15 protein-coding genes are annotated in these 19,652 nt (G+C 71.6%); 7 read left to right on the forward strand and 8 right to left on the reverse strand.

Features of this window, described 5'->3' with window-relative positions; all coding sequences use genetic code 11:
- Nucleotides 1-2 precede the first annotated feature (2 nt).
- Nucleotides 3-1,247 (forward strand): FAD-dependent oxidoreductase, encoded by a 1,245-nt coding sequence (locus tag AB0B35_RS20840; RefSeq protein WP_361047833.1) that lies wholly within the window; start codon nucleotides 3-5, stop codon nucleotides 1,245-1,247.
- Between the two features lie 98 nt (nucleotides 1,248-1,345).
- On the opposite strand, the gene AB0B35_RS20845 is transcribed toward AB0B35_RS20840, so the two are convergent.
- The gene (locus AB0B35_RS20845) at nucleotides 1,346-2,098 is read right to left on the reverse strand and encodes an SDR family oxidoreductase (protein WP_361047836.1); all 753 of its coding nucleotides are present in this window, start codon (nucleotides 2,096-2,098) and stop codon (nucleotides 1,346-1,348) included.
- A 282-nt stretch (nucleotides 2,099-2,380) separates the two neighbouring features.
- Between AB0B35_RS20845 and AB0B35_RS20850 the strand changes: the two genes are divergently transcribed.
- Nucleotides 2,381-2,983 carry a TetR family transcriptional regulator gene (locus AB0B35_RS20850; RefSeq protein ID WP_360537696.1) on the forward strand — a complete coding sequence of 201 codons (603 nt, stop codon included), beginning with the start codon at nucleotides 2,381-2,383 and terminating at the stop codon, nucleotides 2,981-2,983.
- Between the two features lie 59 nt (nucleotides 2,984-3,042).
- On the opposite strand, the gene AB0B35_RS20855 is transcribed toward AB0B35_RS20850, so the two are convergent.
- On the reverse strand, nucleotides 3,043-3,915 hold the full coding sequence (locus AB0B35_RS20855) for an alpha/beta hydrolase (protein WP_361047839.1): 873 nt from the start codon (nucleotides 3,913-3,915) through the stop codon (nucleotides 3,043-3,045).
- Between the two features lie 335 nt (nucleotides 3,916-4,250).
- Here AB0B35_RS20855 and AB0B35_RS20860 point away from each other — a divergent pair, with 335 nt between their 5' ends.
- Nucleotides 4,251-4,556, forward strand: coding sequence for an EthD family reductase (locus AB0B35_RS20860; RefSeq protein WP_361047841.1), 306 nt, complete (start codon nucleotides 4,251-4,253; stop codon nucleotides 4,554-4,556).
- An 89-nt stretch (nucleotides 4,557-4,645) separates the two neighbouring features.
- Here the strand turns inward: AB0B35_RS20860 and AB0B35_RS20865 are convergent, their stop codons facing one another.
- Entirely contained in the window at nucleotides 4,646-5,179 is a 534-nt protein-coding gene (locus AB0B35_RS20865; RefSeq protein ID WP_361047844.1) for a DUF6817 domain-containing protein, read from the reverse strand.
- A 108-nt stretch (nucleotides 5,180-5,287) separates the two neighbouring features.
- On the opposite strand from AB0B35_RS20865, the gene AB0B35_RS20870 reads away from it, so the two are divergent.
- Complete coding sequence (locus AB0B35_RS20870; RefSeq protein WP_361047846.1) at nucleotides 5,288-6,019, forward strand: methyltransferase domain-containing protein; 732 nt, start codon at nucleotides 5,288-5,290, stop codon at nucleotides 6,017-6,019.
- Nucleotides 6,020-6,174: 155 nt separating this feature from the next.
- On the opposite strand, the gene AB0B35_RS20875 is transcribed toward AB0B35_RS20870, so the two are convergent.
- Nucleotides 6,175-6,351 carry a hypothetical protein gene (locus AB0B35_RS20875; RefSeq protein WP_361047849.1) on the reverse strand — a complete coding sequence of 59 codons (177 nt, stop codon included), beginning with the start codon at nucleotides 6,349-6,351 and terminating at the stop codon, nucleotides 6,175-6,177.
- Between the two features lie 60 nt (nucleotides 6,352-6,411).
- Nucleotides 6,412-8,613 (reverse strand): MMPL family transporter, encoded by a 2,202-nt coding sequence (locus tag AB0B35_RS20880; RefSeq protein ID WP_361047851.1) that lies wholly within the window; start codon nucleotides 8,611-8,613, stop codon nucleotides 6,412-6,414.
- A gap of 224 nt (nucleotides 8,614-8,837) precedes the next feature.
- Between AB0B35_RS20880 and AB0B35_RS20885 the strand changes: the two genes are divergently transcribed.
- Nucleotides 8,838-9,467: a DUF2690 domain-containing protein gene (locus AB0B35_RS20885; protein WP_361047853.1), complete on the forward strand. Its 630-nt coding sequence runs from the start codon at nucleotides 8,838-8,840 to the stop codon at nucleotides 9,465-9,467.
- Nucleotides 9,468-9,617: 150 nt separating this feature from the next.
- Complete coding sequence (locus AB0B35_RS20890; protein ID WP_361047854.1) at nucleotides 9,618-13,613, forward strand: hypothetical protein; 3,996 nt, start codon at nucleotides 9,618-9,620, stop codon at nucleotides 13,611-13,613.
- Nucleotides 13,614-13,670: 57 nt separating this feature from the next.
- On the opposite strand, the gene AB0B35_RS20895 is transcribed toward AB0B35_RS20890, so the two are convergent.
- Nucleotides 13,671-14,561: an AfsR/SARP family transcriptional regulator gene (locus AB0B35_RS20895; protein WP_361047857.1), complete on the reverse strand. Its 891-nt coding sequence runs from the start codon at nucleotides 14,559-14,561 to the stop codon at nucleotides 13,671-13,673.
- A gap of 232 nt (nucleotides 14,562-14,793) precedes the next feature.
- Here AB0B35_RS20895 and AB0B35_RS20900 point away from each other — a divergent pair, with 232 nt between their 5' ends.
- Nucleotides 14,794-17,577, forward strand: coding sequence for a BTAD domain-containing putative transcriptional regulator (locus tag AB0B35_RS20900; protein WP_361047859.1), 2,784 nt, complete (start codon nucleotides 14,794-14,796; stop codon nucleotides 17,575-17,577).
- Nucleotides 17,578-17,650: 73 nt separating this feature from the next.
- On the opposite strand, the gene AB0B35_RS20905 is transcribed toward AB0B35_RS20900, so the two are convergent.
- Nucleotides 17,651-18,763, reverse strand: a complete 1,113-nt coding sequence (locus AB0B35_RS20905) for a hypothetical protein (RefSeq protein ID WP_361047862.1) — start codon at nucleotides 18,761-18,763, stop codon at nucleotides 17,651-17,653.
- 95 nt (nucleotides 18,764-18,858) lie between these two features.
- Nucleotides 18,859-19,647 (reverse strand): ABC transporter ATP-binding protein, encoded by a 789-nt coding sequence (locus AB0B35_RS20910; protein WP_361047864.1) that lies wholly within the window; start codon nucleotides 19,645-19,647, stop codon nucleotides 18,859-18,861.
- Nucleotides 19,648-19,652 lie beyond the last annotated feature (5 nt).

Below are 19,652 nucleotides of genomic sequence, written 5' to 3' on the forward strand. Positions count from 1 at the left end.
ATGTGCTTCTGGTGGTGAAGGCGACCGGTGGGGCGGTGGCGATGATAAGGGTCTACGGGGCTCCCTGGTGTCCGGACTGCCGTCGCGTCAAGAAGTTCCTGACCGAGCATCGCGCCCGATACGACTGGGTCGACATCGACCAGGACATCCAAGCTCACGCCGAGGTGCGGCGGCTGCAGAACGGCGGCCAGACCATCCCCACGGTCGTCTTCGACGACGGCGCGATGATGGTGAACCCGTCAAACCATACGATCGCGGCGAAGCTGGGTTTGAACCTTCGCGCCGAGCGCGACGTCTACGACCTGGCGATCATCGGCGGCGGGCCCGCCGGCCTGGCCGCGGCCATCTATGCCGCCCGAGAGGGCATCGACGCCGTCGTCGTCGACAAGGGGGCCCTGGGCGGTCAGGCCGGAGCCACCCAGCAGATCGACAACTACCCCGGATTCCCGGACGGAGTCGGGGGCGCGGAGCTCGCCGCCCGGTTCGTCGCGCAGGGCCGCCGCTACGGCGTCGAGCTGCTGTCAGCCGTCGAGGTGGCGCAGCTGGCGCTCGACGGGCAGGACGTGACGGTCGCCTTGAGCAGCGGCCAGCAGCTGTGTGCCGGCGCGGCGATCGTGGCCACCGGCTCCTCATACCGCAGGCTCGGGCTACCCGGTGAGGACGAGCTCATCGGCGCCGGAGTCCATTACTGCGCCACCTGCGACGGGCCGTTCTACCACGGCGCCGACGAACTGCTGGTCGTCGGCGGCGGCAACTCCGGGCTGGAGGAGGCGCTGTTCCTCTCGCAGTTCGCCGGCCGGGTCCGCATCGTCGAGCAATCGCCGGCGTTGAAGGGTTCCACGCTGCTGCAGAACAAGATCTCCGAGCACCCCGAGTTCACGGTGCACACCAACACCCAGATCACCGCGTTGACCGCCAAGGCCGGGAAGCTGTACGAGGTGACTGCCCGCGACGCGGTCACGGGCGAACAGCTGAACTGGCGTCCGGACGCTGCTTTCGTCTACATCGGCATGGACCCCAACTCCGGCTTCCTGCGGCAGTCCTTGCACCTGGACCAGTGGGGGTTCGTCACCACCGACGACACGCTCGCCGCGAGCATGCCCGGCGTCTACGCCGCCGGGGACGTACGGGCCGGGTCGACCAAGCAGCTCGGCACCGCGGTCGGTGAAGGGATCACCGCCCTGATCCACGCGCGCCAGTACCTGCAGCGGCGCGGCATGACCCGGAGCTTGTCGGTCAACGCTTGACGGGCCCGTCGCCCGGATTCCGGCCGGACGGGCGGGTCGAGGCGGAGCCGGGCCTGGTTGCCCGACTCCGCCTGCTCACCTGCTTGCCAGAAGCGTTCTCAGACCTGGTTCTGCCCGCCGTCGACGAACACGTCGGTGCCGGTCATGAAGCTGCTCGCCGACGAGGCAAGGAACACCACGACGTTGCCCACCTCCTCGGGGCGGCCCATGCGGCCGAGTGGAAGTGTGCTGACCAACTCGGCCTTGAGCGCCTCCGCGGCGGCGTCGTTCGGGGCGAGGCCGGTGATCCCGGGTGTCTCGATCGGTCCAGGGCTGATCGCGTTGACCCTGACCTTGCGGTCGGCGAGTTCGGCGGCCCAGGTGCGTGCCAGGGCCCGTACGGCGGCCTTGGACGCGCCGTAGACGCCGAAGGCTTTGCTGCCTCGGGTGGCCGCCGTCGACGCGTTCAAGATGATGGAGGCGTCCTCGTTGAGCAGCGGCAGTGCCTTCTGGACCGTGAACAGCAGTGCCTTGACGTTGAGCCCGAACGTGTCGTCGAAGTGCTTCTCGGTCACCTGTTCCAACGTGGCGAACTCGCCGCCGCCCGCGTTGGCGAAGACGATGTCAAGGCCGTTGCCCCGGGCACGGACGGCTTCGTACAGCCGGTCGAGGTCGTCGGGCCTGGTCACGTCGCCGACCAGCCCCGTCGCGTTGGCGCCGATGTCGGCCACGGCCGCGTCCACCTGCTCCTTGCGGCGGCCGACCAGGAAGACTTGGGCCCCTTCCTCGGCGAGCCGCTTCGCCGCGCCCAACCCGATGCCGGTCGTTCCGCCGGTGACGACGGCGGTCTTGCCTTCAAGCTGCTTGCTCATCGTGTTCTCCGTCTGCTGTGTTCGACTTGATGATCTTGTGATGGGCCGGGACGATCTCGGCGAAGCGAGAGCCCGCGGTGGACGGGTCGGCACTGTCCCCACGGGTCAACCCTGTACCGCGATGGCGGTGTCCGTGACCGGGATGTCGAGATCGCCGAGGGTCGTCTTGAGTCGCGCAAGGGGCTGAATTCTCATCAGGCTCCGATCAGAGTTGCTTACGAACTGGTCAACAACGGATCTGAACTGCGCATTCTCTTAATGGCCACGTGTACATTAGGGCGTATGTCACAGCAGAACGCGCCCGCTGAGGGCGACGGCGCGCCCCGGCGCAGGCACCGCCGGGATCCTGAGGGCAACCGGGACCTGATCCTGCGAGCAGCACAGGCGGCGTTCGCCGAGTGCGGATACACCCGCGCGACGGTGCGCGACATCGCACAGCGCGCCGGGGTCACCCACGGCCTGGTGATGCGCCAGTTCGGCTCCAAGGAGCAACTGTTCCTGGCGGCCGTGCCCGGCACCCGCGACGTCGGCCTCGTCGTCGACGGCGACCCGCAGACCCTGCCGGAGCGGGTCGCCGCCGCCTACGTCGACCGGTTGGAGCACGACTCCGCCGGCGACCCCGTCGTCGCCGTACTCCGCAGCGCGGCATCCAACGAACGGGCCGCAGTCGATCTCTACAGCGCGATGCTGGACCGCACCGCCGCCGCCTACAAGCAGGTGGTCACCGGCGACGACGCCGACGTGCGGGTCGACCTGCTCGCCGCGGTGCTGATCGGCGTCACCTTCAGCCGGTACATCATCGGGGTGGGGCCGGTGGCGCAGATGAGCCCGCAGCACCTGCAGGAACATCTGGCCCGCCTGGTGCGCAGCGCTCTGTTCGGCTGAGCCCGGACCCACCGCAAGCCACCGTGGTGAACGGCCGCGGCCGGAAACGTTCAGGGTCCTCAGCTCACGGCAGGAAGAGTCCCGAGGAACCCGCGGATGTAGCCGGTGATCGCGTCGAGGTGGGTTTCGAGCGCGAAGTGTCCCGCGTCCAGCAGGTGGATGTCGGCATGGGGCAGGTCGCGCTGGAACGCGCGGGCGCCGTCGGGGCCGAAGATGGCGTCGTTGGCGCCCCAGACCGCCAGCAGCGGCACCTGGCTGGTGCGGAAGTACTCCTGCAGCTTGGGGTATCCGTCGATGTTGGTCGGGTAGTCGTGGAAGAGCTTCAGCTGGATCCTGTCGTTGCCGGGGCGGTCGAGCAGCGTCTGGTCGTGCAGCCAGTTGTCGGGGCTGACGAGGCTGGGGTCGGGTGCGCCGTTGAGGTACTGCCAGCGGGTGGCGTCCAGGGTCAGGACCTTACGCGCGCCGGGCTCGGTTTCGGCGCTGGGATTAGCCGCGTAGGCGAACAGGTCTTTCCAGAAGGGCTCGACGAAACCCTCCATGTAGGCGTTGCCGCTCTGGGTGATGATCGCAGTGACCTTGTCCGGGGTGCGCATCGCCAGGCGCCAGCCGATGGGAGCGCCGTAGTCGTGCACATACATCGCGAACGTGTCGACGCCGATGTGGTCGAGCAGGCCGGCGGTCAGCGCGCCCAGGGCGTCGAACGTGTAGTCGAACTCCGTGACCGAGGGCTGCGCCGACTGGCCGTAGCCGAGGTGGTCGGGCGCGATGACGTGATAGCGGTCCGCGAGCGCGGGGATCAGCCGGCGGAACATGTGTGAACTGGTCGGGAAGCCGTGCAGCAGCACCAGCGTCGGCGCGTCGGCCGGGCCGGCCTCGCGGTAGAAGAGCTGCTGTCCGTCGATGGTCGCCGTCAGATGCCGTACAGGAACCATGATCTGCTCCGAACGCCTCGCAGGAGATGACGAACCCGTGGCTGCCCACCGGCTGATGGTGGGCGCTGCGATGCGACGTCGATGTCCGATAAGTTCCGGATTCGTTCCACCATCGTATAGCGGAGGTGCCGGTAGGGATGCGGTCACCGCGCAGCGGACAAAAGCGCCGACACCGGATTCCCGGCCCTGACCCACCCGCGAGGCCCTCACCCCACGCGCCATACGCGCGTCCGGCCTGGGAACTGGTGTACCGCCGGCCAGATGGTCAGAGCGGGCGCACCATGAAGGTTGTGGCCGAAGATCGTCGGCCGCCAAGGATGTGCGAGGAGGACGCTGTGCCGACGAAGATCACCTTGATCATCGATAATCCCGCGAACACGGAGGACTTCGAGCGTACCTATGCCGAGGTGAAGGCGGCGGCTAAGAAGTTCCCGAAGCTGCAGCGACTCGAGTCCGCAAAGGTGTGGCCGAAGGAGGACGGCTCCGCCGTTCCCGCTTACCGGACGCTCGACCTCTACTTCGACAGCTACGACGACGCTTCCGCAGCAGTCGCGACACCTGTGGCCGCCGATGTCTTCGGTGCGCTCGCGGAGGCCAAAGCCACATTCACCGGGCTGTTCGCGGACGTCGAGCAGGCATGACGTCCATCCGCCGGCCTGATGCCTGATACGACCGCCGAGGTCGGCAAGTTGCTCTCCAGGTCGGCGACGGCGGCGCGGCTCGTCCGCTTCTAGTGGCCGATCAGGCGCTGAACCTGACCGGTGACCTGCGGGGAGGCGATCGGAGCCCAGGCGGCGAACAGCGAGCGGAAGTACGCGCCGTACTTGTCCGCCACGGAGGGATCTTGCTCGAAGACGTCCAGTTCATTGACGATGCTGAGATCCACGAAGGGCTGAATCTGACCGGGGCCCAGACTCCAGGTCTGTCCGGTGAAGCGGTCGACGACCTCACCGGTCGTCGCGAGGTTTCGCCAGGTCCGCCTGCGGTCGCATGCCCCGTAGAGGTAGACCAGTTGCTCGGCCTCGTGGCCGATGAGGTCCTGCGCCATGCCCCGGTCCGTCAGGTCGAGCAGGACGACCTCGAAGCCGTCGGTGCCGTATACGGCATGCGCGAGACCGGCCAGTTGCGTGTCGACGCCGCACTCCAGGTCCGCAAGACGGTCGTGCACCCGGCACAGGTGCGCGTAGAGAGTCCCGCCGGGATGCGGGATCGTCTCGGCCCCGCGCTGCCGAAGCCATGTTCGTACGGCACCGTCCACGGTCATGGCCCGACCCTAATGAAAGGCGCATCGGACCGGCTGCCCCTCGACGTGGGTGGTTTGTCACAGCGGCACCTCCTTGCGAGCCCGCGCTCACAGGCGGTTCAGTCAAGTATGGCCCGAATCGCATACGACAATGAGGACGCGGCGGCGTTCGAGGCGAGCCGCCACCTCATCGACGCCGAGCTCGTGGCCTGGCGGGAGGCGATCAGCCGGCACCTCGACCCCCGGCCGGGCATGCGCGTGCTCGACCTGGGCTCCGGCACCGGCATGTGGGCGCGAGCCTTCACCGCCTGGTACGACGGCGTGGAGGTCATCGCGGTCGAGCCCTCCGAGGCAATGCGCGCCCGCTCGGTCCACCGGCCCGTCGTGCCAGGAGACGCCGAAGGTGTCCCACTCGACGACGCCAGCGTCGACGCGGCCTGGCTCTCCACGGTCATCCACCACGTGCCGGACCTGACAAACGCGGCCCGAGAACTGCGCCGCGTACTGCGTCCCGGAGCACCGGTGCTGATCCGCTCGGCATTCGCGGGCCGTCACCACGCGATCACCCTGTTCCGCTACTTTCCTGAAGCCGTCCGGGTGCTGGACACCTACCCCTCCGTGGCCGACGTCGAAGCCGCCTTCGCCACCGCGGGATTCGCCCCCGCCGGCTTCGAACAGGTCCCGCAGACAACCGCGCCGTCGCTTCGCGAGGCCGCGACCAGGCTGCGCCGTGAGGCCCACACGCCTCTGCAACTGATCACCGACGACGAGTACACGGCCGGGCTGGCCCGGCTGCACCGGGCAGCGGAAACCGAGACCGGCGCCGTAGTCGACTCGCTGGACCTCCTGGTCCTACGCTGACAGGCCGGCGTCAGCCGGCGTCATCCAGCCGAGACCCCGCCATGTACCTCCGGGCTCGCGATGTTGCGCGACTGTAGCGCCCAAGTGCGACACCGTCGGCACCCGCCACCGAGTAGACCCGACCCCGATGTTGCCGAGGCGGGTCATGTCCCGATTCAGTCCTCGTCCTCGGATGCTCGGTGGATGCCCTCCGCGATGGCGGCAGCGTCCCAGCCGCCGTCCGACCCGCTGTCCCGCCATGCGGCCACCGCCTCCTCGGCCTGCTCCTCGTCCCAGTCGTAGTCCTCGACGAGGGCATGCGTGATCAGCCGATCCAGCGTCAGGTCGTCCATGTCAGCAGCTTACGGCTGCAAGATCGCGAGCCCTCCGATCGACACTCCTTCGGCGCGCTCTCATCGGTTCGGGCGCGCCGCGACAAGCTCCCGAGCCCCCGGTTCCGGTGCGGGCAGCCGGTGCTCGCGCAGCCCGACGCGGCCATGCAGGCGGGACAGCCAGCGCGGGGCCCACCAGTTCCAGCGGCCGAGCAGAGTCATCGTGGCCGGCACGAGCAGACAGCGCACCACGGTCGCGTCGATGAGCACGGCCACCGCCAGCCCCAGCCCGATCTGCTCGATGTTGCCGATCCGCGCCGCCGCGAAGCAGGCGAACACGATGACCATCAGCAGCGCGGCCGAGGTGATGACGCGCCCGGTGTGCTGCAGTCCCCGGCGCACGGCGGTGTCGGTGTCGACGTCGGCGTCGATGTACTCCTTGATCCGCGCGAGCAGGAAGACCTCGTAGTCCATGGACAGGCCGAAGGCGAACGCGAAGACCAGCACCACGACGAAGGGGTTGAGGGCGCCGATGGTCAACGTGTCGAGCAGGCCGCTGGCGAAGCCCTCACCGAAGACCGCGGTGAGCACGCCGAAGGTGGCGCCGAGGGAGACGACGTTGGCCAGGATCGCCTTCACCGGCACCACCAGCGACCCGGTCATGGCGAACAGCAGCGCCACCATGGCCAGCAGCGTCACGCCGACCGCCCAGGGCAGCCCGCCGCCGAGGATGTCCTCCAGGTCGCCGAGCATGGCGGCGTCGCCGGTCACCCACGACGCGCCGCCGGGCGGCCGGTCGGCGCGCATGGCCTGCACCAGGTCCTGCGCGGCAGGTCCTTGCGGATCGCCGCGGAGGTCCAGCCCGATCGACGCCGCGGTCGGCGCGCCGGCGGGGCCGAGTGGCTGCACTGGCCGGATCGATGCGACGTTCGGATCGCCCGCCCAGCGCTGGGCCCACTCCTGCAGGGCCTGCGGTTGGATCCGCGCCACCACGGTGATGGCCGCGGCGGGTCTGCGGGCGAAGCGTTCGGTGAGGGTGTCGGCGACTCTCGCCGCTTCGATGCTGCGCGGCACGCCTTCGAGGCTGGGCAGCCGCATCGCCGAATCGATCAGTGGAGCTCCCGCGGCGAGCAGCGCCGCCGTCGTGGCCAGGGCGACGAGTGCGGGCCGGCGCTGGACGAGCCGGGAAAGCCGGTAGAAGAACCCGCGGTCGACGCTCGCGGTGCCGGCGGCCCGGCGCTGGCGGGCGGTGGGTCTGATCCACCGGCGCAGCAGCCCGATGAGGGCGGCGGCGAAGGTCAGCGACGCCGCCATGGCGACGACGGCGATCGACACCCCCGCGACGCCCAGCGCGGTGAGCGTCGGCAGGTCGAACATGAGCAGGCCGCTGAGTGCGGCAGCCACGGTCAGCGCGCTGAACAGGGTGGCGCGGCCCGCGGTCGCCCAGGCTCGGGCGATCGCCGTCTCGGGCGGCCAGCCGTCGAGCAGTTCCTCGCGGTAGCGCGCGACGAGCAGCAGCCCGTAGTCGACGGCGAGGCCGAGCCCGAGCAGGCTCACCACGGTGACGCCGTCCTGGTCGACGTCGGTGAGGTAGGAGAAGCCGAGCATCAGGCCCATGGCGGCGGCCACCGACACCACCGCCGTGAGCACCGGCAGGCCCGCGGCGACCAGGCCGCCGAAGATCACGATGAGGACGAGCAGCGTCAACGGCAGCGAGACGTATTCGGCTCGGGCCAGGTCCTCCTTGACCGCGGTTCGGGTCTGGACGCTGAGCACCGGCGCACCGCCCACCTCCACGCTCGCTCCCGCTGGAAGGTCGCCGCGCAGGTCGTGCAGGGCCCGCCCGATGTCGATCGCGGCCCGGTCGCGGGCGGGCCGGTCCAAGGCCGTCAAGGTCACCGAGACGATGACGGCGCGACCGTCCGAAGAGGTCAGCCGCGGGGCGGCCGCGGGCGTCGTGTAGGGATGCTCGACCGATTTCACGCCGGGGATCTCCGCCAGCCGGGGCGTGGCGGTGAGCAGCGCGGCGCGCACCGCGGGATCGGCCGGGTCGATGCCGTCCACGACCCCGACGACGGTGCCCGCCGAGTCTGCGCCCTCGGTGATCACGTCTGCGGCGACGACCGACTCGACCCCTTGCGGCAACCTGTTGTCGGACAGGCGGCTGAACAGCGGGCCGACCGAGACGACTCCGGCGGCGACCGCCAGGGCCCAGGCCAGCAGGACCAGCGCCCAGTGCCGGAAGCACCAGCGTCCCACCCGTCCGATGACACTCGTCGGCATCCTGCTCCCATCGCCGCCGTCGCTGGACCGCAACAGTGTCGCCCACGCCACCGCGGCGCGCAGCCCGCCTCCTGACGATCAGCTGTGTCCGGGCATCGCCCGGTGCTGTCGCCTTCGCGGGACTCCGCGCGCGGCGGCCGTGATGGCGCTGCGATGAGGCGCCGATGGCCCGACGGCCGAGAGTTCATCTGCTCGGTAACCGGTCCAGCATTGGGAGACACAGCATGTCGTTCAGCATTCGACGAGTGGCCGCCCTCACGGTGGTCGCCACACTAGGGACCCTGTTCTTGACGGCCGGCTCCGGATCGGCCGCGCCGACCGCCCCGGCCGGCGACGCCACGTCGGCAGCGGTGAGCGCCCCGGCCCGCACCGACGTCGCCCGCATCCTCAAGGAGCTGACGTCGGGCGCGGCGACGGCCACCGTGGACGGCAAGGCACTCGCCCGCCCGGCCGGGATGGGCACGCTGGCCTGGAGCTGCGGCTCCCGCTGCGACTACCAGGACCCGGCGACGTTCCCGGCCACCTACTGCGGCCAGTACTGCTACATCGCCTGCGGCGACGACGCGGTGACCATCGACACCGCCTGGCACGGCAGCGACTACATCGAGCTGCGGTACAGCAACTACTGCCAGACGATCTGGATCCGCGGCAACGCGTACGTGTGCTGCAACAACGTACAGGGCGCCGCGATGAGCACCCATCCGTACGGCAACTACGGCACCATCTACGGCACCGTGTACCTGCCCGCGGGCAACGGCGTGCGGTACTCCAAGATGCTCAACGACGCGGGACGGTGCGGGCGCGGCCAGATCTACGCCGCCGGCAGCGCCTTCGACTGGACGACCTGCTACTGACAGCGTGCGACGGCCGGTGTCCTCCTCATCGGGAGGACACCGGCCGTCGTGCTGTGCTCGCCCACCAGGGGATGCGGCGGTGATGGCACGGTGATGACCGCCCTTGCGACCTTGGCGGCGTCTTTTCCCGACCCGCGGAACGAGGTACGCATGTCTGTTCGCCCACGGCCCGGCCTGCCGGCACTGGTGATACTCACCGTGCTGGCGTTGCTGCCGCAGCCGGCCATCGCCGCCCCGGCGCCACCGGCCGCCCGGCCGCCATCCGACGCCGCCCCTGCCGTCCCTGCCGAGGACGCGCCGATGGCCGTCGCACCCGCCGCACGGGACGCCGCGCTCGGCTCAGGCTGGCGCAAGTCCACCGACATCGCCTGGACCACCTCAGGTGACGCCAACGGGTTCCACATCCTGGCCGCGGCCGCCGACACCGGCTACACGTGGCGTGCGGTCGCCTCGCTGTCCGAGCCGGGGTTCGAAACCGACCAGTGGATCGGCAACGCCTGCCTGTCCGGTTCGGGTCGCCGGCTCGCGGTGGTGTACGCGCCGCGTACGTTCACCAACGAGGAGCGGCTGTTCGACCGGGGCGGGTTCGCCGCGGTCGTCGACCTGGTCTCCGGCACGGTCGTCAAGCTGCCCGTGATGTCGTCGCTGGCCTACTTCAGCCCGGGCTGCGGCGCGGGCTCCACCGCCGTGCTGTCGCAGTTCGGCGGGGTCGCCGGGCAGACCCGGCTGCTGTCGGTGGACCTCGACACCGCCAAGGTCGCCGCGCCGGTCACGGTCGGCATCGAACTCACCTCGGCGGTGCCGGTGCCCGGCGGGATCGTCGCGGCCGCCAGTGAGCAGCTGGTACGGGTCGACAAGGCGGGCAAGGCCAGCGGCCTGACCCGCACCGCGGGCGTCGCGTACGGCCTCGTGCCGGACGCGGCTGGCCGGGTCGTGTTCCTGGAGCACGCCGGCGACCAGGCACGGGTCCGCCTCGCCGACGGCGCCCGCCGGTCGGTGGCGTCGACGCTGGCCCAGGGCGCGCGGACCGGTCTGGGGCTGGCCCGCGCCGCGGGCGGCCGGGTCTTCATCACCGGCGAGACCGCCACCCTGCCCGCGGCGCTGCCGGCCGCGATCACCCGGGTGCCCGCCCCGGCGGGGGCGGCGCTGTCCAGCCGCGGCGAGCTGGTGCTGACCCGGGTGGGGTTCGCCGGTGACAACCGGCAGCTCGCCTCGGATCCGTCGGTGCCGCGTGCCGTCGCTGTCACCGCCAAGGTCCGCAAGACCGGCCGGGAGGTCAGGTTCGGGGTGCACGCCTCGGCGGCGCGGCCGGGCAGCACGCCGCCGGGCCGATCGGCGCACCCGAAGCTGTCGGTGTCGCGTCCGGCGGGGCTGCGTGTCGCTCCGTCGCTGGCGAGCCCCGCGTCGCCGGTCGAGGACGAGACCGAGCGCTACTGCGCGGTGCCGCGCAACGATCCGCGCAACCAGGCCCTGCAGCCGCGGCCGCGTCAGGTGGAATGGGCCGTCGACCAGGCGGTCACCGGCACCGGGTACGCGTCGCGGCCGGCGAACTGGATGAACCTGGGCATGCCGGCGTACTCGCCGCTGGGGCTGTTCCCGCGGGTGCCGCTGGCGGGCGGCGGCCGGGTGCCGGCGCAGATCTACCTGGGCATCGTCGCCCAGGAGTCGAACATGTGGCAGGCGGCGCGGTTCGCCGTGCCCGGCGTGACCGCCAACCCGCTGATCGGCAACTTCTACGGACTGGAGATCTACAACAGCACTCCGGCCGACGACTGGGACATCAACTGGGCCAAGGCGGACTGCGGCTACGGTGTCGGGCAGGTCACCGACGGCATGCGGCTGGCGGGCAAGGAGAAGCCCGGCGAGGTCGCGCTGCCGTATCAGACGCAGCGCGCCGTGGCGCTGGACTTCGCCGTGAACGTCGCCGCGGGGCTGCAGATCCTGCAGCGCAAGTGGAACGAGACCCGGAACGCCGGGCTCGTCGTCAACGACGGCGACGCGGCCAACATCGAGAACTGGTTCTACGCCGTGTGGGCGTACAACAGCGGGTTCTACCCGGAGTCGACCGCCTCGCAGCACAACGGCGCGTGGGGCGTGGGCTGGGCCAACAACCCGATCAATCCGAAGTATCCGGCGGGCCGCCCGGCGTTCTTGGCAAGCAGCTACGACGACGCGCGCAACCCGCAGTGGTGGCCCTACCCGGAGAAGGTCATCGGGTTCGCGGCGTACCCGCCGAGCCTGCCCGACGGCGTGGACACGCTCGTGAGCGCGTACCGGGCGGCGTGGTGGGGCGGGGCGTCGCCGCTGATGAACCGGCTGCTCGCCAAGCCGCCGATCGAGCTGTTCTGCGACAGCACCAACAACTGCCAGCCGGGCGGGCAGTTCCCGCCGCAGGACCCCGACGTCGTCGGAGAGCCGGCCGGGCCCTGCTACCACAAGAACATCTTCAACCAGTACGACCTCAAGTGCTGGTACCACCGGCCGGCGCAGTGGAAGACGTGTGTCGACGACTGCGGCTACGAGCTGCTGCGCTTCGACCCGGGCTGGGCGTACCAGCCCGACGCGGCGTCCTACCCGCCGCGCTGCGACCGGGGCGGCCTGCCCGGCGGTGCGCTGGTCGTCGACGACGTTCCGGACGGGACGCCGGCGGTGCGGACCGGGTGCACGCCGCCGACGAGCAACGGCACGTTCGCGCTGGACTTCGGCGGGTCGGGCGGAACCTACCCTTCGAAGATCGACTTCCATCAGATCGGCGGCGGCTTCGGCGGGCACTTCTGGTTCGCCCACACCCGCCCGGCCGGGGCCGACGGCGGGAAGATGAAGGTCAGCGGCACGTGGGCGCTGGACCGGCCGCTGACCCAGTGGGCGCGCTTCATGGTCCACCTGCCCGACCACGGCGCCCACACCCGGCTGGCGGCGTACGAGATCGACCTCGGCGGCGGGTTCACCGGCCGCAAGCGCATCGTGCAGCAGCGGGTGCAGCAGAACCGGTGGGTGTCGCTCGGCGCGTTCCCCGTCAGCGGGGTGCCGCGCATCCGGCTGACCAGCGACGCCGGCGACGGCACCGGCGAGGAGGACATCGCGTGGGACGCGGTGGCGTTCGAGCCGCTGGCGCAGCGTCCGCGGCACCAGATCGTCGCGCTCGGCGACTCCTACGCCTCCGGTGAGGGCGCCTCGTCGATGGGCGGGGAGAACTACTACCGGGAGACCGACGTCAAACAGAAGATCTTCGTCGCCGGCGACAACGAGAAGATCCTCTACCAGAACCTGTGCCACCGGTCGCAGTACGCCTGGTCGCGGCAGGCGGTGCTGACCGACGACGGGCGCTCCATCGGCGAGCGCGCCGACACCTGGGATCCGCAGATGGACTTCCACCTGCGGGCGTGCTCAGGTGCCGAGTCGGAGAACATCCTGCCGTACTACTCGGTGCCGGCCGACGAGCTCAAACCGCGCAACGGCGACGGGCAGATGGGCGACTACCGGTTGTGGGGTGAGCCGACGCAGCTGGACCAGGGTTATGTCGACGAGTTCACGACCCTGGTGACCCTGTCGATCGGCGGCAACGACGCCCGCTTCGTGCCGATCCTGACCAAGTGCATCCTGGGGTCGGACTGCAAGAACCAGGTCCTCGACGGTGACACCGAGGTGCTGCGGATCGCGGAGCCCGCGTACCTGGCCGGGCCGTTCAAGGCGTCGGTGGTGTCGGTGCTCAGGGAGATCCACAAGAAGGCCCCGAACGCGAGGATCATGTTGATGGGTTATCCCCGGCTGCTGGAGGACACCCTCGAATGCGACCTGATGTTCGGCGACCTCGACGTCGACTGGCTCACCGAGACCGCCGACCTGGTAGCCGCGCGGATGCAGGACGCCGTGGTCGAGATCAAGGGAGAGTTCCCGGGACTGCAGGTCACCTTCGCGAACCCGATCTCGGACTTCAGCGGCTCGGGCGTGTGCGGCGCGCACGAGTCGATCCACCGGATCGTGACGGTGCTGACCCCGGGTGAGGAGGGCCCGCTGCCCGGGTTCTTCCCCGAGGGATGGAACGCGCTGGGCAAGTCCCAGCAGTCCTTCCACCCGACCGTGTCGGGCGCGAACATCTACGCCCACCGCATGCGCGACACGCTCTACGACCTCTGGGGGATGTGACCCGACCGACGGCGGGGCCGGAACAGGGCAGAACCTGTCCCGGCCCCGCCGGTGTGCTCACGGCCGCTGGGCGCTGACCTGGCCGAGCAGGACGTGCACGATCGCGGACAGGTCGGCGACGGTGCGGCCGAGGCTGTGCAGCAGCTCGCCGTGGGCCAGCCCGTCGAAGTCGGCGCCGGCCGGCGGGTCCGCCTCCGCGCCGAGCAGGCGGCGCTCCTGGGCGAGCACGTCCGGCCCCGGCTGCAGGCCGAGTTCCTCGGCCAGCCGTGCCCGGAGCGTACGCAGCGCCTGCAGCCCGTCGGCGGTGCGCCCGTTGTGGTGCAGCGCCTGCGCCAGCCGCACGTGCAGCCCCTCGTGGTAGGGGTACAGCGCCACCCACGAGGTGAGGTCGGCCAGGATCCGGCCGTGCCCGGCGCGGGCGAACTCCAGCACGACGAGCCGTTCGATGGCCCGCATCCGGGTCTCGCGAAGGCTCGTCGCCACACCGCGCAGCAGCGCGGAGTCGGCGTCCTCGAGCGCGTCGCCCTGCCACAGGGCCAGCGCCGCGCGCAGCCCGGCCACCGCTCGGTCGGTCGCGCCGCCGGCGGCGTCGGCCTCGGCCTGCCGGCACAGCCGCTGGAAACGCAGCGCGTCGACCCGGTCGTCGTCGAGTTCGAGCATGTAGTGCGGCGGCCGCCGGACGACCGAGAACGCCAGCCCGGCCTTGGTGATGCTGCCGGCGAGCATCCCGACGCAGTTCTGGACCTGCTGGCGGGCGGTGACCGGCGGTTCGGCGTCCCACATCGCGTCGATGAACCGGTCGACGGAGACCAGGCCGTTGGCGTTGAGCAGCAGGATCGCGAGCATGCGGCGATGGCGTGCGCCGGTCACCGGCCGGTAGCCTGCCGCGGCCCGGAACGTCATCGGGCCGAGGATGCGAAAGTCGGTGGGAGCGTCTGACTCGGACATCGGACTCCTTCACGGGCACGCTGTTCGGGTGAGCGTGAGATCTCTGGCCGGCGGCCGGAGCCGCCCTTGCCGACAGGACTATCGAGACGATCGAGCGATGGTCCATGTTGGAGACGAGGTGCTGCCACGGCCTTACCATCGCGCTACCATCGCGCTACCATCGCCCGGATGACGAGCCTGGCCGCCGATCACCGGCCCGGCCACCGCGGCTTTGCGTGCTCGGGGAAGTGACGTGCTGGAGTTCCGGCTGCTGGGCCCGTTCAGTGCCGTGCGCGGCGACGGCGGCACGGTGCCGCTGGGTCGCCGCCAGGAGCGGCTCCTGCTTGCCCTGCTGCTGCTGGAACTCGGCAAGGTGGTCAGCGTCGAACGGCTGGCCGAGCTGATCTGGACCGAGGAGCCCCCGGGGCTGCCGCGCAGCACGCTGCGCAGCTATGTCGCCCGGCTGCGCGGCAGCCTCGCCCCGCACGGGCTGACCATCGCCACCCACGGCGGCGGGTATGTCGTGGACGCCGACCCCGCGGCCGTCGACGCGCACCGGTTCACCGCGCTGCTGCGCAGTGCGCAGGGCGCTGACGAGCCTGCCGACCGGATCGTCCTGCTGGAGCAGGCACTGCGGCTGTGGCGGGGCCCGCTGCTGACCGACGTCGCCGATGCGGCACTGCGGGCCAGGATCGGCGGCAGCCTGGAACACCAGCACCTGCGCGCCGCCGAGCTGCTGGCCACCGCCCGCATCGAGGTCGGCAGGCTCGACGAGGCCATCTGGCAGCTGCAGCAGCTGGCCGACCAGCATCCGACGCGGGAGACCGTCGCCGAGCTGCTGATGCGGGCCCACGACCGGGCGGGCAACGCCGACGCGGCGCTCGCGGCGTTCGACACCGTACGCCACCAGCTCCGCGAGCAGCTGGGTGTGAACCCGGGCGCGCAGCTGGTCGCCGTGCACGCCGAGATCCTGCGGCGCGGTTCGGCGGCGCTGCCGGCGACGCAGCCCGCCGCGGCCCGCCGGCCCGGTTCCGTGCCCCGGCAGCTGCCCGCGGACATCGCCGACTTCGCCGCCCGCGGCGACGACCTGGACCGTCTCGACCGGCTGCTCGCGCAGAGCGGCCGGCCCGGCCCGCCCGTCGCCGCGATCGTCGGCATGGCCGGTATCGGCAAGAGCACCCTGGCCGTGCACTGGGCACACCGCGTCGCGGGCCGGTTTCCCGACGGGCAGCTCTATGTCAACCTCAACGGGTTCGACCCGGCCGGTCCGGTGCCCGCCGAGGACGCCGTGCGGGGCTTCCTGGAGGCCCTGCACGTGCTGCCGAAGAGCCTGCCCACGGGCCCGTCGGCGCAGGCGGCGCTGCTGCGCAGCACACTGGCCGACCGCGACGTGCTCGTGGTGATCGACAATGCCCGCAACGCCGACCACGTACGTCCGCTGCTGCCCGGGACCGCCCGCAACATGGTCGTGGTGACCAGCCGCAACGATCTCACCGGCCTGGTCCTGGGTGGGGCGGCCCACATCGCGCTGGACATCCTCGACGCCCGTGAGGGCAGGGAGATGCTGGTCCGCCGGCTCAGCCCCGAGCGCGTCGCCCGTGAGCCGCACGCCGTCGACCAGCTCGTCGAGCTGTGCGCGGGGCTGCCGCTGGCGCTGGCGATCGTGGCCGCGCACGCGACCGTGCAGCCGCAGCTGCCGCTGAGCCGGCTGGTCGCCGAGTTGCAGGAGGCCCGGGGCAGCCTCACCGCGTTCGCCGGGTCCGAGGCCACGACCGATGTGCATTCGGTGTTCTCCTGGTCCTACCAGGCCCTGTCGGCCGACGCGGCGGTGCTGCTGCGGCTGCTCAGCCTGCACCCCGGCCCGACCCTGGACCGGCAGGCGGCGGTCAGCCTGACCGGCTGGCCGCCCGACCGCGCCCGGCACGCGCTGGCGGAACTGGTGCGCGCGCACCTGGTGCTGGAGGACCGCCCCGGCCGGTTCGGGTTGCACGACCTGCTTCGCGCGTACGCCGCGGGCCTGCTGCAGCAGACCGACGGCGAGGCGTCCCGGCAGGCCGCCACGGGCCGTCTGCTGGACCATTACCTGCACAGCGCGCACCGGGCCGACCGGGCGCTCGACCCGCACCGCGACACCATCACCCTCACCGACGCGGCCACCGGCACCGCTGCCGCGGTGTTCACCGGCCCGGCCGACGCCATGGCCTGGTTCCAGCGCGAGCACCAGACCCTGCTGAGCCTGCTCGAGCAGCCCGCGCTGCGCGCGTCACCAGGCCACGCCTGGCAGCTGGCCTGGGTGGTGGCGAACTTCCTCGACCGGCACGGGCACTGGCACGACCTCGACCACACCCAGCAGCAGGCGCTGCGCTCGGCCCGTGCCCTCGGCGACCTGCCCGGCCAGGCCCGCTGCTGCCGGATGCTGGCCCGCTGCGCGGCACGGCTCGGCCGGCACGACAAAGGGCTCGAACATCTGGCGCTCGCCCTCGACCTGCACACCACGCTGGGTGACGGGGCCGGGCAGGCGTACACCCATCTCAACATCAACCTGATGCTGGAAGGCCAGCAGCGCTGGCCGGAGGCGCTCCAGCACGCCCACCGCAGCCTGCACCTGTTCACGGCGGCGGGTGACGTCGTCGGCCGGTCGCGGGCGCTCAACGCCATCGGCTGGGGCCTGGCTCACCTGGGCCGCCACGCCGAAGCCCTCGACCACTGCAATCAGGCACTGGCCCTGCACCGGCACATCGGCAGCCACGGCGCCGAGGCCGACACCTGGGACAGCGTCGGCTTCATCCATCTGCAGACCGGCGCGCTGGCCGATGCGGCCGAGGCGTACCGGCAGGCCCTGGATCTGACGCGCCGGCTCGGTGACCGCTACGAGGAGGCGATGGTGCTGCTACGGCTGGCCGACGTGTGCGACCGGCAGGACGACGGCCCTGCCGCCCACGAACTGCGCACCCAGGCGCTGGCGATAGCCCAGCACCTGGACCACCTCAGCGCCGCCGACGTCTGGGCCGTGCTCGACCGGACCCCGGCGGGCTGACCGCGTTCCAGCTCGCCGGGCATGTCGACCACGGCCGGCCGCGGGTCGTGTCGGACAAGACGTGGTTGGCAGCTCATGGAGCTGATCGGGCCGGCGGTGCCGATCGGAGGGATCGCCGCTGCCGGTGGACCTGCCAGCCGGTGGCGGCCACCGCGATCGCCAGGCCGGCCACCGGCCCGGCGGGGGAGCCGGCGACGGTCAGCGCGGTCGCGGCCAGTCCGGCGGGCAGCCAGGTCCACGCCGGTACCAGCCGTGGCGGCCGGCCGTGTCGCCGCTGCCAGCCTTCGACCGCCATCGGGATGATCAGCGGTGGCAGGGTGGCGGCCAGCAACGTCAGCCAGGTCAGCAGCGCCCGGTCGAAGCGGGCCGCGGCCAGCGTGCCGCCGAGGGTCGCGACGATCGCCGTCGCCGCGGTGGCCGGTAGCCGGGGCCAGAGCGCCCGCAGCGCGAGCGCGCCGGAGAAGGTGGTGGTCAGCGCGGGCGCGAACACCCCGACGGTGACGAAGATGTTGCCGTAGACGGCGATGCCCGGCGCGGTGGCGAGCACCGCGACGACGTCGGCGCTGCCGGTGCGTAGCCAGACCCCGGCGCCGGCCGCCGTGACCAGGGTGGCCGGCCCGACCAGCAGCGCCACGCAGATCGCCAGGTCCCGTCGGGTGGCCAGGCCGCGGCTGAAGTCCGGGGCGCGCAGCGCGAACACCGCGACGTAGCCGCCGATCGCGGCGATGTCGGCGAGGGTGGCCCAGCCGCCCGGGTCGGCGGTCACCGGTGGGGCGTCCGGGCGCAGCAGCAGGACGCACACCGCGACCAGCGCCAGCGCCGCGACTGTGGTCAGCACGGCGATCCGGTTGTTCCACCGGCCCGGCACGAACGACGCGGCCAGCACGGCGCCGGCCAGCAGCAGCGCGCCGGCCGGGCCGGGCAGTCCGGTGACCTTGGCCAGCGACGCGCCGCCCAGGCCGACGTTGAAGCCGTTCCAGCCGATCATCGCGGCGGCGAGCACCGCGCCGAGCGCGATGCCGGCGCGGTCGGGCAGGTAGCGCGGGGCCAGTTCGGTGAGGGCGGCGTTCTCTCCGTACGGCCGGCGCAGCCCCAACGCGCCCTGCCCGAACAGCAGCGCCGCCATCAGGGCCGCGCCGCCGAGCAGCGCGAGCAGCGGGACGGGGCCGTCGTGTCGGCGGGCCATCCCGGCGCCCAGGATCAGCGCGGCGGGCGCGGCCCCCAGTCCGAGCCAGGCGCCGGCCGCCGCGCTCCAGCGGCGGGCCGGCGCTTGTGCGGCGTTCAGTGGTTGGCTCCGGCCCCGAGCAGGCCGCGGATCTCGGTGGCGTACCGGTCGAAGCGCTGGTCGGACATCACCTTGGCGTAGTCGCGTTCGGGCGGGAGGTCGACGTCGATGGTCCGCACGATCCGGCCGGGTCGCGGGCTCATCACCTCGACCCTGGTGCCCAGGAAGACCGCCTCGGCGATGGAGTGGGTGACCAGCAGGATGGTGGTGCCGGTCTCGCGCCAGATCCGGTTGAGTTCGGCGTTGAGCTGTTCGCGGGTCAGTGCGTCCAGTGCGCCGAACGGCTCGTCCATGAGCAGCACCGACGGCTGGTGCAGCAGCGCGCGGCACAATGCCACCCGCTGCTGCATGCCGCCGGACAGTTCGTGCGGCAGTGCGTCCTCGAAGCCGGTGAGCCCGGTGAGGGCGATCAGTTCGTCGGCGCGCTGGGCTGCCTGGCGCCGGTCCATGCCCCGGATCTCGGCCTGCAGGAGGATGTTCTTGCGCGCGCCCCGCCAGTCCAGCAGGGCGGCGCGCTGGAACACGTACCCGATCTCCTTCTGGGCGCCGGTGACGGGCCGTCCCATCAACGAGACCGTGCCGGAGGTCGGCGCCACCAGCCCTGCGACGATCTTGAGCAGGGTGGACTTGCCGCAGCCGGACGGGCCGACGATGGTCACGAACTCGCCGGGGGCGACCCGCATCGTGACGTCGTCGACCGCGACGGTGTGGGTGCGCTTGGACTGGAAGCGCACGGTCAGCCCGGTGATGTCGACTGCCGGCGCGGCCGTCGATGGGACGGTCATCGGCG

The organism is Catellatospora sp. NPDC049133, from assembly GCF_040648455.1.
Taxonomy (GTDB): domain Bacteria; phylum Actinomycetota; class Actinomycetes; order Mycobacteriales; family Micromonosporaceae; genus Catellatospora; species Catellatospora aurea.

Coding starts and splice junctions, on each gene's coding strand:
- AB0B35_RS20850 (WP_360537696.1), top strand. CDS start 2,381: ATGTCACAGCAGAACGCGCCCGCTGAGGGCGACGGCGCGCCCCGGCGC.
- AB0B35_RS20895 (WP_361047857.1), bottom strand. CDS start 14,561: ATGTCCGAGTCAGACGCTCCCACCGACTTTCGCATCCTCGGCCCGATG.
- AB0B35_RS20890 (WP_361047854.1), top strand. CDS start 9,618: ATGTCTGTTCGCCCACGGCCCGGCCTGCCGGCACTGGTGATACTCACC.
- AB0B35_RS20845 (WP_361047836.1), bottom strand. CDS start 2,098: ATGAGCAAGCAGCTTGAAGGCAAGACCGCCGTCGTCACCGGCGGAACG.
- AB0B35_RS20865 (WP_361047844.1), bottom strand. CDS start 5,179: ATGACCGTGGACGGTGCCGTACGAACATGGCTTCGGCAGCGCGGGGCC.
- AB0B35_RS20855 (WP_361047839.1), bottom strand. CDS start 3,915: ATGGTTCCTGTACGGCATCTGACGGCGACCATCGACGGACAGCAGCTC.
- AB0B35_RS20870 (WP_361047846.1), top strand. CDS start 5,288: ATGGCCCGAATCGCATACGACAATGAGGACGCGGCGGCGTTCGAGGCG.
- AB0B35_RS20875 (WP_361047849.1), bottom strand. CDS start 6,351: ATGGACGACCTGACGCTGGATCGGCTGATCACGCATGCCCTCGTCGAG.
- AB0B35_RS20885 (WP_361047853.1), top strand. CDS start 8,838: ATGTCGTTCAGCATTCGACGAGTGGCCGCCCTCACGGTGGTCGCCACA.
- AB0B35_RS20910 (WP_361047864.1), bottom strand. CDS start 19,647: ATGACCGTCCCATCGACGGCCGCGCCGGCAGTCGACATCACCGGGCTG.
- AB0B35_RS20880 (WP_361047851.1), bottom strand. CDS start 8,613: ATGCCGACGAGTGTCATCGGACGGGTGGGACGCTGGTGCTTCCGGCAC.
- AB0B35_RS20905 (WP_361047862.1), bottom strand. CDS start 18,763: ATGGCCCGCCGACACGACGGCCCCGTCCCGCTGCTCGCGCTGCTCGGC.